Annotated in this window: 5 protein-coding genes, 1 tRNA gene and 1 pseudogene; 6 read left to right on the top strand and 1 reads right to left on the bottom strand. The window is 68.2% G+C overall.

Going from position 1 to position 17,050, the window contains the following annotated elements; translation table 11 throughout:
* The first annotated feature begins 22 nt into the window (after positions 1-22).
* The 6 genes from ACYVL5_RS17715 to ACYVL5_RS17690 all read left to right on the top strand — a co-directional run bounded on the left by ACYVL5_RS17715 (position 23) and on the right by ACYVL5_RS17690 (position 16,762).
* Positions 23-514 (top strand): hypothetical protein, encoded by a 492-nt coding sequence (locus tag ACYVL5_RS17715; protein ID WP_460596905.1) that lies wholly within the window; start codon positions 23-25, stop codon positions 512-514.
* Between the two features lie 147 nt (positions 515-661).
* The gene (locus tag ACYVL5_RS17710) at positions 662-2,098 is read left to right on the top strand and encodes a hypothetical protein (RefSeq protein ID WP_460596904.1); all 1,437 of its coding nucleotides are present in this window, start codon (positions 662-664) and stop codon (positions 2,096-2,098) included.
* Between the two features lie 167 nt (positions 2,099-2,265).
* Entirely contained in the window at positions 2,266-3,567 is a 1,302-nt protein-coding gene (locus tag ACYVL5_RS17705) for a hypothetical protein (RefSeq protein WP_460596903.1), read from the top strand.
* Between the two features lie 18 nt (positions 3,568-3,585).
* Positions 3,586-10,206, top strand: a complete 6,621-nt coding sequence (locus ACYVL5_RS17700) for an OmpA family protein (protein WP_460596902.1) — start codon at positions 3,586-3,588, stop codon at positions 10,204-10,206.
* Positions 10,207-10,273: 67 nt separating this feature from the next.
* A complete protein-coding gene (locus ACYVL5_RS17695; RefSeq protein ID WP_460596901.1) occupies positions 10,274-16,483 on the top strand; it encodes a DUF7933 domain-containing protein in 6,210 nt (2,069 codons plus the stop codon).
* A 202-nt stretch (positions 16,484-16,685) separates the two neighbouring features.
* Positions 16,686-16,762, top strand: a tRNA-Pro gene (locus ACYVL5_RS17690).
* Positions 16,763-16,929: 167 nt separating this feature from the next.
* On the opposite strand, the pseudogene ACYVL5_RS17685 reads toward ACYVL5_RS17690, so the two are convergent.
* Positions 16,930-17,050, bottom strand: a pseudogene (locus ACYVL5_RS17685) (IS1595 family transposase); the annotation flags it as partial.

Genomic DNA, 17,050 nt, shown 5'->3' with positions numbered 1-17,050 from the left:
ACCCATCGAAAAGGAGAGATTTATGAAGAAGCAGGCAAAGGTAGTTATGCTCGCCATGGCCGTCGTGCTGATGGCAACCGCGGCGTTCGCGGCACCCAAGGTCGAGATCAAGATCAGGGCCGAGAAGGCCAAGGTCACCGTGGCCAAAGACGGGACCAAGAGCACCAAGATGGTGCTCGCCAAGAGCTTCACCCCCGGCGAAGTGATCCACTACATCGTCCTCTACCGCAACGCCGGCAACGAGGACGCCACCGCCGCGGTGATCAGCGACCCGATCCCGCAGGGGACCGTCTACATCCCGGGGAGCGCCAGCGAGGTCGGCGAGGTGAGCTTCTCGATCGACGGCGGCAAGAGCTACAACCGCCCGGCCCTTTTGACCTACCAGACCAAGACCGCCAGCGGCGTCGAGAAGCGGGTCGCCTCCCCGGAGGAGTACACCAACATCCGCTGGGTGATCAACCGGATCCCGGCCGGCAGCCAGGGGAAAGTCAGCTTCCAGGTGAAAGTCAAGTAACCGTTACCCATACCTCAGTGACCGTTAACCCAAAGACAAGGAGATAGACCGATGAACAGGAACCGTGGACGACCGGCAGAGAATGAACCAACAACCATGCAATCGACGCAGGACCTTGAAATGACATCAATGAAAAGGAGAATCACCATGCAGCACACCCTCAGCATCCGCAGCATCGGACGCGCCGCCGCGGGCGTCCTGGCGCTCGGCGCGCTCCTCGCGGTCAGCCAGCCGCAGGAGGCGGCGGCCAGCACCACCGCCAACACCAAGCTCTTGAACGTGGTCACCGTCAGCTACAAGGACGCGAGCAACAACAACACCTTCTCGGCCAACGCCTCCACCCAGGTCACCGTGAACCTGGTCAAGGCCGGGCTCAACGCCATCTCCGCCCCGACCAGCTCCGTCGGGGGGCTCAGCTGCCTGGCGCCCGTCAACACCCCGTCCGGCGGGACCATCACCACCCTCTACGCGATGGTCGCCAACGCCAACGGCTCCGACACCTACAACTTCGGCCTGACCGCCACCTCCGGGACCAACACCAACGGGGCCCTGGCCACCAACGTCACCTCCCACTTCCAGTTCCTAAAGTACGACGGGAGCACCGACGGCGCCCAGGACACCGGCACCCACGTCTTCGCCAGCGGCATCGGCGTCGGCGTGGCCACCGGGAGCAGCGACACCATCCTCTTCCCGGGCGGCTCGCTCGACTCCAACACCTTCGCCCCCAACAAGATCGTGGTGGTGACCTACCTGGACGGCAAGAAGCAGGCCTTCCTGGTCTCCAACGTCGCCGGCGGCTCCGCCGCCAGCATCAACGGCAACAACGCCGGCGGCGCCTACTCGACCGTGGCCTCCACCACCGGCGAGACCCAGGGGCAGCTGAAACTGGCCGCCCTTCCCACCACCTCCATCGACGGGATCAACGTAGGGGCTAACGCCGCTCCCGACTTCGACACCCACGCGGTCGACTTCTCGGTGCCGATCGCCGAGCTGGCCCTCGTGCAGGTGAGCGTGACCGCCAGCGTGGCCCAGACCAACACCGACGCCACCGTCAACTTCACCCTGACCGGCTCCACCCAGGGCCCTGGCCCGCAGAGCGCCGCCATCACCTGCACCGACGGCACCTGGGTCGCTCCCCAGCTGACCATCAGCAAGCTGGTGAGAAACGTCTCCAAGGGCGGCACCTTCGTCGGCAACCTCGGCACCGCCAACGCGGACCCCAGCGACACCCTCGAGTACCAGGTCACCGTCACCAACGCCGGCGGCGACGCCAACAAGGTGGTGGTAACCGACGCGGTCCCCGCCTACACCACCCTGGTGGCCGGCAACACCTACGGCACCGCGGGCACCCCGACCTCATCCAGCATCTTCGCCCAGGTGACCAAGAACGGCGGCACCGCCATCAACATCGACATGGGGACCTCGGCGGTGGAAAGCCCCAACGTGGCGGGCGGTGACGCCGGCGGCGTGGCGGCCAAGAGCCCGCTCAACTTCTACTTGGGCGACACCAACTCCACCTCCACGGGTGGTACGGTCAAGGCCGGCGAGACCTTCGTGATCATCTACCAGGTGAAGGTCAACTAGCCCGGCGGGGAGCGCTCCGCACCGGGCGCTCCCCGCTTCGCCATGGCGGGAGACGGTCATCCCGCCGGACCATGAATCGGGTCCCCGCGACGTCAGGGGAAAAGACCGGGCAACAGCCCCGGTCGCGGGACCCAGTATCTTCAATGATGTGACAAGGAGACAGCAACATGAACAAGATCAGGACCTCGATAGCCCTGCTCGCCCTGGCGCTGGTGACGGCGTTTGGCAGCAACGCCTGGGCATCCACCGCGGCCAACACCCAGATCGTCAACACCGCAACCCTTACCTTCAACGGCGGCTTCAAAACCGCCTCGGTCACCGTCGCCGTCAACCTGGTACCCGCCGCCCCGACCCTGGTGCTCAACAACGGCACCGGCACCTACACCGGCCCCGACGCGCAGGTGCTGACCGACTCCCTGGTGCTCACCTCCAACGCCAACGGCCCGGCCAGCTACCACGTCACCGTCGCCATGGGGACCAGCGGACCCCAGGCCTACAGCAACACCACCAGCCCCTCGGTCTCCGACGGCAACTCCGGCCTCGGCTTCGACGTCACCCTCGGCGCCTCGGTGACCACCGTGGGGGCCTCCAACGCCTCGACCACCACCACCCTGGTGATTCCGGCCCCCGACGCCGGCCACATCACCGGCTCGGGCTCCACCCTCCAGGTCAACGGCATCGGCATCGGCTCGGTGATCACCTTCTCCACCTACACCCGCAACGTGACCGCCATCGCGCCCAATGCGGACGGCACCTACACCATCACCTTCGACGGCACCCCGCTGGGCTCCCCGGTCCCGGTCGGCACCCCGGTATTCGAGCAGAAGACCGTCAACAACATCACCGTCAAGCCGGGTACCATCACCCAGCTCGGCACCGTCATCAACGTCTACGCCCAGGCGAGCGTCACCACCTCCGGCGTCTCCGGCACCACCAACAGCAACTGGGCGCTCGACACCTGGACCAGCGGCTCGCCGAAGGTCGACATCACCAAGTACGTCCGCAACGTCACCACCGCAAGCTCCAACAGCACCGGCTCCGGGGCAACCTCCTTCGCCATTAACGGCGCCGCCAGCACCAACTACTACACGAGCGGCGTGACCGCCAAATCGGGCGACGTCCTCGAGTACGTGATCAGGGCCGGCAACAACTCGGGCACCGACGACATCACCGGGGCCGCCCTCTCCGACGCCGTCCCGACCAACTACGTCGCCCTTCAGTACGGGGCCTTCGGCGGCGCCGGCGCCGACGTCTTCTACTCCCCGGCCGGCGACGGCGCCGGCTCGGCCCTGGCCTTGGGGGCTTCCGCCGCCACCAACCAGGCCTACACCACCGCCACCAACAGCGCCACCACCACCCTGACCGTCAACGTCGGGACCGGCGCCGGGGTCAACACCACCGGCACCATCGCCAAAAACAGCGGCACCGAGAACTTCGTGATGATCGTCTACCGCGTGAAAGTGAACTAGGCGGAGACTGTCACACGAATGACCCGCAGCCTGACTAACAGCCTCCGCGGCCGCCACGAAGGCCATGGTGCGCCCGCACCACGGTCCACGGCGGAGCTGCGTCCGGCCGGGTCGCCCGGCAAACGCACCTTCCAGGCAGGGCTCCCGCTCGTCGGGGCCCTGCTCTGGATGGTCGTTTCCCTCCTGTACGCCGCCCCCGTGTCGGCCCAGGTGAATATCGTCAACACGGTCCAGATCCAGAGCAACTCGATCCCGTTGGCGGAGAGCCAGGTGACGGTCCAGAAGACGGCCGTCTCGGACACCCCGGTCCTCGAGTTCCTCAAGTACGCACCGCTTCTTTCCACCGCGCAGCAGGTGGTGGTCTCCCCGACCTGGTACAGCACCACCGGCAACTCGAAGGCCTCCTTCTCGATGATGCCGCCGCCGGTGCCGGCCGGGTCGACCACGCCGATCGATCTCACCAAGCCGGTGCCGCTCACCCCGACCACCATCTTCCACCAGTGCGAGCCGATCTTCGTCCGGCTGACCGACCAGGGGAGCAACCTCGACCCCGCGGTGGCGGACAGCGCGGTGGTCACCCTGACCGATCCGGCCACCGGCGACGTGGAGGTGCTCCGCCTGAGCGAGACCGGCGCCGACACCGGGGTCTTCACCGGCTACATCCAGTCCTCGGGGAGCGCCTGCCAGGTCAACCCCGCCCCGGGCACCTACTCCGGCTACCTCCCGGTCACCGACGGGAGCAAGATCACCGCGGTCTACACCAGCACCGACGGCACCGAGACGGTCAACAGCGTGGCCGTCGTCGACCCCTACGGGATCATCTTCAACAGCATCACCGGCAAGCCGGTGGACGGGGTCTCCATCACCCTGATCGACGACTCGACCGGCCAGCCCGCCGACGATCCGGCCAACAACAAGATATTCGGCGACGACGGCGTGGCGACCTTCCCGGCCACCATCGTGACCGGCAGCACCACGACGGACACCCCCCCGGCCGGAAAGCCCCAAAGGACCTACGACTTCCCTCCGGGGCAGTTCCGCTATCCCTTCGTGAAGCCGGGGAGCTACCGGTTCCAGATCAAGGTCCCCGCGGGGTACTCGCTCCCGTCCACGGTTCCCGACGCCACCCTGCAGAAGCTTCCCACCGGCCCGTTCGCCCTGACGACCGGCTCGCGGGGCGGGGGACCGGTCACCGCCGCCCAGCCGACGGTGAGGCTCGAGCCGTTCACGGTGAACCCGGGCCCGGCGATGCACATCGACATCCCGATCGACCCGCTCCCCGCTTCGCTCTGGCTCGTGAAGAGCACCGGCAAGGCCCTGGCCGCCATCGGCGACTTCGTCCCGTACCAGCTCGACCTCACCAACAACGACCAGGCGGCCACCGCCATCAACCTGTCGATCACCGACACCCTCCCCCCGGGGTTCCGCTACCGCCCGGGCTCCACCACCGGCAACGGGGTGCGGATGGCCGACCCGGCCCTCTCCGCCGACGGGCGGACCATGGTCTTCACCCTGGCCGACCTGGCCCCCAAGGCGAGCGTCAGCATCCGCTACGTGGTCGAGGTGGCGGCCGGCGCCCACGACGGCGCGGCGATCAACACCGCCACCGCGAGAAGCTACGGCACGGCCTCCAACACCGCCCAGGCGACCGTCATGGTCCACTCCGACTTCATGAACAGCAAGAGCCTGATCATGGGGAGGGTCGAGCGCGGCCCCTGCGGCCTGGACTGGGACGAAGGGGTGGAGGGGATCCGGATCTACCTGGAAGACGGCACCTTCGTGAACACCGACAAGCGCGGGATGTTCCACTTCGAAGGGGTGAAGCCGGGGACCCACGTGATCCAGCTCGACCTCGACTCGCTCCCCGAGGGGTACCAGGTCTACAGCTGCAGCGACAACAGCCGCTTCGCCGGCCGCTCCTTCTCCCAGTTCGTGGACGCCCAGGGGGGAACCATGTGGCGGGCGGACTTCAGGGTGGGGAGGCCGGACGACGTGGCCCTCTACCAAAAGCGGGCCACCGAGAAGGCCGAGGCGGCGAAGAAGAAGGCGGACGAAGCGGCCATGAAGATCACCGAGGCGCGGCTCGCCGAGCTCAAGCGAAGCGCCGAGGCCGCGGCGTCGGCCAAGGCGGAGGCCGAAGAGGTGGAGCCGCCCAAGGACGACTGGGCTCCCGAGCAGGCAGGCGGCGAGCCGGAGCCTGAGGTCGAGCAGGCCGCCAAGGACGACTGGAGCGATCCGCAGCCGGAGGAGGCCCCCGCCACGGTGGTGGAGAACTCCGCGCCCGACGCCATCGCGCTCGAATTGAGAAGCCGGCTCGAGGAGGGAGGGGTGATCCTCACCCCGACCGTCGAGCTCTCCCGCCTCCCGGCCCGCACCCGCGCCCTCGAGGTCGAGCTCCCCGCCGGGCTCCGCTTCCGGGCCGGAAGCGCCACCCGCGGCGGCAGGCAGATCCCCGACCCGGCCGTCACCGGCCGCGTGCTGAGCTTCCCGCTGGAGAACGGGGGGGCGGGCGAGCGGGTCGCCCTGCGCTTTGCCGCCGACTTCACCCCCGAGGCCCCCTCCGGCGAGTTCATCACCCGGGCCACCGTGGCCTACAGCGGTGAGAGCGGCAAGGTCGAGCACACCGTCTCGGTGGACAACGTGCTGGTCAGGATCAAGGCGCAGGAGGCCGGGTCGCTGCCGAGCCTGGTGGTGCGGCCGACCTTCGAGGTGTTCGAGGCGACCCTCTCCCCCGAGGACAAGAAGACCCTGGACGCCACCGCCGAGACCATCAGGAACTTCACCGCCAAGGGTCTCATGCGGGTGCGGCAGCTGCTGGTGGTCGGCCACACCGACTGGACCAGGATCGCGCCGAGAAGCCGCAAGGTGTACCGCGACAACATCGCCCTCTCCCAGGCGCGCGCCCGGAGCGTCGCCCTCTACCTAAAAGAGAAGCTCGGGCTGACCCCGGCCCAGATCTCCGCCTCCGGAAAGGGGCAGAGCGTCCCGGTGGCGAGCAACAAGACCGCGGAAGGGCGCTCCCTCAACCGCCGGGTCGAGGTGACCATCCTCACCGAGCAGGTGGTCGAGCGGGTCTCCACCAAGATCACCAAGGACGCCGACCGCGCCTCCCGGAAAATCGCCGGGGAGGGTTCGGCCAGTGCGGTTCCCCGCAGCGGGCCGGCGGCCGCGGTGGTGAGCGGCGCGCCCGCTGCCAAGGCGGCCAGAGCCAAGAGTGCTGGGGCCAAGACGGCCGTTGCCCCGGCCGGCGCGGAGAGCGAGGAGAGCGAGACCTCCGACGCCGCAGGATCGGCGGCGGGCTCGGCGGGAAGTGCCGGAGCCGCCACCGCGGGCGCGGCATACCCGGTCTCCGGATCGCTCTTCCCCGGCTTCCCGGCCGCCAGGGGGCTCGCCGGCTTCCCGCTGCTGGCCGCCAACCTGGCGACCCCGGCCACCGCCGCGGCAGGCGGCTATCCGCTGCCGCTTGTCTCCGAATCAAGCGCCATGATGAGCGTCCCCGCTTCGGAGAGCGAATCCGAGGTCTGCTACCTCGCGGCGGCAGCCGCCGTGGATTCTCCCAAGGAGCCGGTGAAGACCCCGCGGCTGACCGAGGTGGGGATCATGTCCCCCGCCGACGGCTTCCTCCTCCCCGACCCGATCTCCGCGGTCAGGGTGGTGCTCGACTCCCAGCTCACCCCGCACCTTCTGGTGGACGGCAGCGAGATCAGCGCCGAGCGTATCGGCTTCACCCTCAAGGACAACACCACCGAGAAGACCCTCTACAGCTACATCGGGGTCAACTTCGGCGATCCCGGCCAGCACACCATCGTGCTGCGCGGCACCGACACCTTCGGCAACGTCCGCTTCGAAAAGAGCGCCAAGGTGACCCGGGTGGGCGCCATCGCCACCATCCGGGTGGTGGGCACCGACGGCAACGTGGCCGACGGCAAGAGCCCGGTCAAGGTCCGGCTGGAGCTCTTCGACGCCGCCGGGACCCCCTTCCGCTCCGCCACCCAGCTGAGCGTGCAGGAGGGGAACCTGAAGCCGTACCGCCAGGAGGCGATGTTCAAGGATCCGGCCGACAAGGGGGACAAGGTGACGGTCGACTCCGACGGGTGGGCGCTCTTCCAGCCGGTCAACGCCTCCGGCCCGTACCGCGCCGTGCTGGCGGCCGGCAAGACCGCCGTGGAGGTGGAGACCTACGTGCAGCCCAAGATGCGCGACTGGATCCTGGTCGGCCTGGGCGAGGAGACGGTGGGATACAACACCGTCACCGGGCACATGGAGAACTTCAAGGCGTCGGGCGAGGATAACAACCTCTACGAAGACGGGCGGATCGCCTTCTACGGGAAGGGGACCATCCAGGGGAAATGGCTCCTCACCATGGCCTACGACAGCGCCAAGCAGAACCCGCAGGCCTCCAACAGCCTGTTCCAGACCATCAACCCGGAGACCTACTACACCCTCTACGGGGACGCCTCGCAGCAGCAGTTCGACGCCGCCAGCGCCCGGAAGGTCTACCTGAAGATCGAGCGCGAGCAGTTCTACGCCCTGTTCGGCGACTTCGACACCGGCCTCACGGTGACCGAGCTCTCCCGCTACTCGCGGCGCCTCAACGGGGTCAAGGCGGAGTGGCAGGGCAAGAAGTTCGAGGCCAACGTCTTCGGGACCAACACCGCCCAGGCCTACGCCCGCGACGAGATCCAGGGCGACGGCACCTCCGGCCTGTACCACCTGAGCCGCAAACCGATCGTGCTCAACTCGGACAAGGTCACCATCCAGGTCCGCGACCGCTTCCGGAGCGAGATCATCGTGAGCAGCCAGGACTTGGCCCGCTACACCGACTACACCATCGACTACGACGCCGGGACCATCTTCTTCAAGCAGCCGATCCCCTCCCGCGACGAGAACTTCAACCCGATCTTCATCGTGGCGGAGTACGAGGTCAACAACCAGGGGACCGAGGCGCTCACCTACGGCGGCCGTGTCGGGGCCAAGCTTCTGGACAACAAGCTCAAGACCGGCTTCACCTACATCCACGAGGGGCAGATCACCGGCTCCGCCAACAGCTACGGGGTGGACGCCACCGCGAGGCTCGCCACCGGCACCACCCTGAAAGGCGAGGCCGCCCACACCGACACCGACTACGCGGGCGACCACCGCCACGGCGACGCCTTCCTGGCCGAGGTGCAGCAGCAGTCGAGGAACTTCGTGGGGAGGGCCTACTTCAGGGAGGAGGAGAACGGCTTCGGGCTCGGGCAGCAAAACGGGAGCGAGAACGGGACCCGCAAGTTCGGGGCCGAGGGGAACTACAAGCTCTCCGACAGCTTCACGGTCGGCGGCCAGGCCTACCGCCAGTACAACCTCGCCACCGGCGGCTACCAGGACATCGTCGAGGAGAGGAACACCTACACGCAAGGCCCCTACTCCGCCCACGTCGGGGCGCGCTACGCCAACGACACCCAGGGCGACGGGACCACGAAAGAATCCGATCAGTTGAACGTCGGCGGAAGCTGGCTCACCCTCAACAAGCGGCTCACCCTGCGGGCCGACCACGACCAGTCGATCGGGGGTAACGCCAACGCCACCTTCCCGACCAGGACCGTGGTGGGCGCCGACTTCAAGCTGACCGACAAGGTCACCCTGACCGCCGACCAGGAATTCACCAGCGGCGACGGGGCCAACACCAACAACACCCGGGTGGGCCTCAAGTCGATGCCGTGGAGCGGCGGGTCGCTGAACAGCAGCCTCGAGCGGGACACCAACGACAACGGCCAGCGGATGTTCGCCCTCTTCGGCCTCAAGCAGACCTGGAAGGTGACCGACAAGTGGAGCGTGGACGGCAGCCTCGACCGGAGCCAGACCATGGCCAAGTCCAGCAACTACACGCTCAACACGAACGTCCCGGCCGCCTCCGGCTCCAGCGAGGACTTCACCGCCGTTTCGCTGGGGACCAACTACACCGAGAAGAGCTGGAACACCTCGAACCGGGTCGAGTACCGCACCTCCACCTCGGAGGACAAGTGGGGGATCGTCTCCTCCTTCATCGGGGAGCCCAAGGAGGGGTGGGGATGGTCGGCGAGGCTGCAGCTCTACGACAGCAAGTCGATCACCGGCGGGACCAGCATCAACGACGACCTGAGGCTCGGCCTCGTCTACCGCCCGCGGCAGACCCGCTGGATCATCCTCGACCGGCTCGACGTCATCTACTCCAACACCGACGCCCCGGGCTCCATCAGCCAGGAGAGCCGCCGGCTGGTCAACAACCTGAACGCCAACCTGCGGCTCTTGAAGAGCGAGATCTCGCTGCAGTACGGCGCCAAGTACGTGCTGGAGACCATCGACAGCGTGCGCTACAGCGGGTACACCGACCTCTTCGGAATCGAAGGGCGCTACGATCTGGCCAAGGACTGGGACCTCGGGATCCGCGGGAGCGTGCTCCACTCCTGGGGGGTGGGCCAGGTCGACTACTCGACCGGCGTGTCGCTCGGCTACAACATCGTCCAGAACGCCTGGCTCTCCCTGGGGTACAACCTGATGGGCTTCACCGACAAGGACTTCTCGGCCTCCGACTACACAGCCCAGGGCCCCTACCTCAAGTTCCGCTTCAAGTTCGACCAGAGCTCGGTGAAGGACGCCGCCAAGTGGCTCAACCGGTAGCCGCCGCGGTCCGCTGCGTTTGGGCCGGCCCAGCTCCCGGGCCGCGCCAGGAGGAAACAACCGCCCCATGAATGAAAGCAATCCCCGCCGGACCGGCCCCCCTCTCCCCCCGGGGAGAAGCGCCGTTTCGGCCAGCCGTTCCCTGCTACTGCTATTTATATATATAGCGGCGCTGTCGCTCATCCCCTGCCGCACCGCAAAGGCCCTGGTCTGCTCGGTGCCCGGGCAGGACGGACCGGCCAGCGTCTCGGGGATCGTCAATACCTATTACGCCGGCCGCTCCAACACTTCGGTCCCCGCCGGATCGACCGCGGTCCCGGTGGGAAGCATCGACACCTCCAGCGGGGGGGCCTCCACGCCCTTCGCCGCAGGCGACCTGGCCCTGGTGATCCAGATGCAGGACGCCGACATCAGCTACTCCAACGACGCCTCCTACGGCGGCAGCGGCGGCGGGGCCGGCTACACCTCGCTCAACTCGACGGGGCTCTACGAGTACGTGGTGGCCGCCGGGCCGGTCACCCTCGGCTCGCTCCCCATCACCTCCCCGCTCGTCAACAGCTACCGCTCAGCCGACGCCAGCGCGGTCTCCGGACAGCGCCGCTACCAGGTGATCAGGGTCCCCCAGTACTCCTCGGCCACCCTGGCCGGGCAGGTCAACGCCGCCGCCTGGAACGGAACGACCGGCGGCGTGGTCGCCTTCGACGTGGCCGGGCAGCTCAACTGGAACGGCAGGGTGGTGAACGCAAGCGGCCGCGGCTTCCGCGGGGCGGCCGGGCTCACCGCCATGGGGGACGCCTCCCAGCCGACCACCACCGTCCCCCCCAACGCGGCGCCCAACGTCTACGCGTCCCCCGCGCCTGCGGTGGGAGCGGTGCCGTATTCCGGCCAGTGCACCAACTGCTACGACGGCGGGAAGGGGGAAGGGATCGCCGGTACGCCGCGCTTTCTCTACATCCCCGCCGTCCCCGAGAACGGAGTCCGCTACGACTCGGGGAGCACCTACCTTTCCAACTTCGCCGACGGTTATCCCGGTGGGAGCTACAGCCGCGGCGCCCCTGGAAACGCGGGCGGCGGGGGCTCGGACGGCAACCTCAACGACAACGACGAGAATACCGGCGGTGGCGGCGGGGGGGCCTACAGCTCCGGGGGGATGGGTGGATACGGCTGGACACCCAACACCCCTCCCGGCGCCCAGACCGGAGGCATCGGCGGCTACTCGGTCCCGCTCGCCCCGGGGCGGCTCACCATGGGTGGCGGCGGCGGGGCAGGGACCACCAACAACGGTACCGGCCCGCTCCCCACCGGACTCACCTCCTCGGGAGCTCCCGGCGGCGGCATCGTGCTGATCAGGACCGCCACCGCCATCGGCAGCGCCACCATCAACGCCAACGGCGCCCCCGGGGCCTGGGACCCCAACGGCAACGTCCCCAGCTCCTCCTATACCCCGCGCATCGTCTGCAACGACGCCGCCGGCGGAGGAGGGGGGGGCGGCAGCGTGCTGATCTTCGCCTCCAACTCCAACGTGGGAACCCTCACCATCAACGCGTCGGGGGGAAACGGCGGCAACAACACCGGCACCGCCGGCTGCGGCGTCTGCACCGCCACCAACTGCCCGCACGGCCCGGGCGGCGGCGGCAGCGGCGGCTTCGTGGCGCTCACCACCAGCACCGGGGTGACCGTCAACGTGGCGGGGGGGGCAAGCGGCCTCTCCTCGGGGAGCCCCACCTCCACCCCACCCTACGGCTCTTCCTCCTCGTCGGGCGGGTTCCAGGTCTACACCATCCCGCCGGTCTCCATGCCGGGGGCCAGCGTGGACGCCATGTGCTACCCCTCGCTCACCGTCTCCAAGGTCACCGGGCAGGCCAACGCGGTCCGCGGCGGGACCACCACCTACACCATCACGGTCACCAACCAGACCGGCTACGGCACCGCCACCGGGGTGACCATCAACGACACCCTTCCGGGTGCCCCCTCCCCCTTCACCTACGCATCGACCGGCACGGTGACGCTCGCCGGGGGGGCCACCCGCACCTCGACCAGCACCCCCGCCGCCGGCGCGAGCTCCCCGTCGTGGGGAAAGTTCAGCATCCCCGGAGGGGGCTCGGTGTCGGTCACCTTCACCGTCAGCATCCCGGCGGGGACCAACCTGGCGACCTACCAGAACTCGGCCACCGTCACCTACGACGACCCGACCCGCACCACGGCAGGGCAGACCGTCACCCCGGGCGGGACCTACGCGGAGGGGGGGACGGTGGCGGGAAGCAACTACAGCTCCGGCTCCTCCACCCAGGAAGACGTCACCGTCTGGATGCCCGCGACGGTGACCAAGAACTTCACCCCGGCCGCCATCGAGGCGGGAGGGAGCTCGGTCCTGAGCATATCCATCACCAACCCCAACTCGACCGCGGTCAGTAACGCCTCCTTCACCGACAGCTACCCGAGCGGCCTCAGCAACAGCACCACCCCGGGCGCCGCCTTCACCGCCGCCTCGCTCGCGGCCGGCTGCTCCGGCACCCTGACCGCCCTCGCCGGGGGGGGGAGCCTCGGGCTCTCGCTGGGCGCCATCCCGGCCGGCACTACCTGCACCATGACGGTCAACGTCACCTTCACCACCGCCACGAGCTACACCAACACGTTCGCCGCCCAGTCGTTCGCGAACAACCTGAACGTGACCAACCTGACGGCGGCCTCGGCCACCCTGCTGGCCAAGCCGATCATCGTCAAGAGCTTCTCTCCGCTGGCGGTCAACACCGGGGTCAATTCCACCCTCTCCTTCGCGGTCACCAATCCCAACGCCACCGGCAACGACCTGCACGCGGTGGGGTTCTCGGACAGCTTCCCGAGCGGATTCTTGGGAGGCTCCCCCAACGGCGGCCAGCTGGTGGCCACCGGCGGCGCCATCACGGTGACCGGCACCGGCTGCAGCGGATTTGCCCCCACCACCATCGCCGCCAACGCCACCACCCTCACCGTGAGCGGAGGGACGGTCCCGGCCGGGACGACCTGCACCATTTCTTTCCCGGTCAAAAGCGCCACCACCGGGTATTATCCCAACACGGTGACGGGGGTCTCCTCCACCGAGACCGGCGCGGCGGGAAGCGGCTCGTCGGCCGCCCTGGGAGTAGGGGTCATCACGGTGGGCGAGGCCTTCGCCCCGCAGACCATCAAGAGCGGGGGGAGCTCCACCCTGACCTTCACCCTCGCCAACCCGACCGGGGTGGCCCAGACCGCGGGCGCCTTCACCGATACCCTGGCCAACATGCAGGTGAGCGCCAACCAGACGGTGGGGGGAAGCTGCACCTGGACCCCCTCGGCCCCCACCCTCACCGCGGGGCAGACGGCGCTCAGTTTCACCGGCATCAACATCCCGACCAGCGGATGCACCATCTCCCTCACGGTGACGAGCTCCACCGGCGGGGTGCAGAGCAACGCCACCAGCTCCGGCGTCTCGACCGCGCTGTTGCCGGCCGGCCCCGTCTCGTCGCCTGCGAACCTCACGGTGATCGCCCCCGCGGCGATCGCCAAGAGCTTCTCCCCCTCCACCATCGAGACCGGGCAGAGCTCCACCATAACCTTCACCCTCACCAACCCGAACTCGATCCCCCTGACCGGCGCCTCCTTCTCCGACACGCTGACCGGGATGCAGGTCTACGCCGCGGGGGCCGCGGGGGGAAGCTGCGCCGGTGCCTCGGGGAACTCCTTCACCGCCGGGCAGACCGGCACCCTGAACTTCACCGGTCTCACCATCCCCACCGGTGGGGCCGGCTGCACGGTGACCGTCAACGTGACCTCCACCACCGCGAGCCCGCTCGCGACCGGCTACCCCAATACCGCCTCCGGGGTCGCGAGCAACGAGGCCAACACCGGCTCCCCCTCCAACTCGGCCTCGCTCGTGGTCGCGGCCCCCGCCGCCATCACCAAGGGTTTCGGCACGAGCCCCATCGTGCCGGGGGGGACCAGCCTGATCACCTTCACCCTCGACAACCCGAGCGCCATCCCGCTCACCGGGGCCTCCTTCAGCGACACCCTGACCGGGATGCAGGTGAGCGCCGCCGGCCCCGCCGGTGGGAGCTGCACCGGTGCGGGGAGCAACAACTTCGTCGCCGGCCAGACCGGAACCATCACCTTCTCCGGGCTCACCATCCCGGCCTCCCCGGCCACCTGCACCGTCACCCTGACGGTGACCGCCCCCTCGGCCGGGAGCTTCCCCAATACCGCGGGCGGAGTGACCGCCAACGAGACCCCGGTGGCCGGGTCGGGCTCCAACACCGCCACCCTGACCGTGCTGTACCCGCCCCAGATCGCCAACGCCTTCTCACCCGGCTCCATCCAGATCGGCACCGGGCAGTATTCCACGGTCACCCTCACCCTCACCAACCCGAACGCGGGGAACGCGCTCTCCAGCGTCGCCTTCACCGATACGCTCACCAACCTCCAGATCGCCGCCACCGGGACCGCCGGCGGGACCTGCACCGGTGCGAGCGGCAACTCGTTCACCGCCGGGCAGACCGGGGCGCTGAGCTTTTCCGGAATCAGCATCCCGGCAGGGGGAAGCTGCACGGTGACCTTCAGGGTGACCGGCACCACCATCAGCCCGGCGGCGGGATACCCCAATGCCACCTCCGGCGCCACCAGCGTCTCGGGTACGCTCACCCTGCCGGCCGGCTCCCCCTCGAACACCGCTTATCTGACCACCCTGCAGGCTCCGACCATCACCAAGAGCTTCAACCCGGGAGCCCTGACCGGCACCGGCAACTCGGTGATCACCTTCACCCTGACCAACCCCAACCCGACCCCGCTCACCGGGGCGGAGTTCTCGGACCCGCTCCCGACCAACATGTCCATTCCGGCGGGGTCCACCACGCCGCAGAACTACATCGCCTCCTGCTCGGCGACCGGAGCCCCCGCCGGGACCGGCACCTGCACCGGCACCATCCCCTGCGGCAATCCCAACACCAACGGCACCGCGCAGACCGGCACCATCACCTGGAGCGGGACCACCATCCCGGCCAACTCGAGCTGCACCATCACGGTGACCGTACGGGCCTCCACCAACAACACCAACTACACCAACACGGTGGGGGGGATCACCACCGACCAGACCCCGGTGGCCGGTCCCGGCTGGACCGACACCCTGTCGGTGACCACCGTCGATACCGTGAAATCCTTCGCCACGGCGAACGTGCTGACCAACACCACGGTAAACGCCAAGTTCACCCTCACCAACAACAGCGGCACCTCCCGTAACGGCACGGTCACCTTCGTGGACACCTTCCCGGCCGGGATGACCTTGGCGGCACTCCCTGCCGCCAACCCGTGCGGCTCCGGGAGCTCCTTCAAGGACCAGTCGGGGGGAACCCTGGCGGTCGGCGATGGGGGCTTCACCCTGGTGGCCGGCACCCTGGCCAGAAACGGCGGGACCTGCACCTTCACTGTGCCGGTCAAGATGAGCAACAACGGCACCTACTACAACACGACGGGAAGCGTCTACTCCGGGGCCACCCTGATCGGCCCCACCAGCAACACGGCCTCGGTCACCGCCCAGGACCAGGTCGTCCTCGCCAAGAGCTTCAACCCGTCGAGTATCGACCTCTACGACAGCTCGACCATCACCTATACGCTGACCAATCCCAACACCTTTGCCCTTACCGACGCCACCTTCACCGACACCTTCGCGAAGAACCCGACCTCGCTGGCGGCCGGCTACACGGTGTCGGCCGCCGCCTATGGCGGAACCTGTGCCGGGGTCACCGGGGTCCCCGCGGTGGGGGCCTCCACCGTCTCGCCGACCGTGGCGACGCTGTTACCGGGGAGTTGCACCATCACCGTGCCGGTGACCAGCGCCGAGCAGACCGGGCCCTTCCCGATCGCCTACGGAAGCGCCTCCCTCACCGGTGTCACGGTGGACCTGGGAGCCGGGCAGACGACGGGGGCGGTACCGGCCACCATCCCGACCCTGACCGTTAACAAGCTGCCGATCACGGTGGTGAAGACCGCCAACACGGCCAACTCGAACCCCGGGGGGACGGTCGGGTACACCATCAGCTACACGAACCCCAACAACTCCATGAGCCTGACCAACCTGGTCTTCACCGACGTGGTGCCGACCTACTCCTCCTTCCAGTCGGCCTCCTGCGGCCCGCTCCCCGCTTCGCTCACCACCTGCAACATCTCCGCCCCGGCGGTAGGAGGCAAGGGGACGGTGACCTGGACCATGGGGGGGGCGCTCAACGCGGGGGCAAGCGGTAACCTCTACATCAACGTGAAGGTGGACTAGCGGCGGAAGGCGGGGCCGCCCCACCGCCGAGGGTGGAGGACGCCCGACGCCCGGCGGGCGGAAAGGGAGGGGTACCGGCGGCAGCGGCACCTACGTATTTAAGTAACGCGCGCGCGAGGCCCCGCCGGCCGGGTCCCCTTCATTTTTTCGGTTGACATCGAGATCGAAAAAGGTTAAATACAGAGCTTCCCGAGAAACGAATCGGAATGTAGCGCAGCCTGGTAGCGCACCTGCTTCGGGAGCAGGGGGTCGGAGGTTCGAATCCTCTCATTCCGACCATTATCGAGAAAGGCCCTTGGCTCATCCAAGGGCCTTTTTTCGTCCCCGCTCCGGTCCACCTCCGGTCCGCCGAAATTTTTCCTTTGCTCGCCTAGCTTCTTCTCCTCTGCCTCGATAATCCCCTCTCGCTTGCGCAAAACCTCATCCGAACTCTAATCCTTTCCTGATTAGCGCCAATCTTCCGCTAGGCGTAACCACCGCTCTGGTCGGCTGCCAGTCCGGGCAGCGGCAGCAGCGAGGCGGGGAAGCATAGCAGCAAGATCGAAACGACGGTTAAAGCGGTACTGA

Source organism: Geomonas sp. Red276 (assembly GCF_054784495.1).
This window is presented reverse-complemented; position numbering and strand designations above follow the sequence as displayed.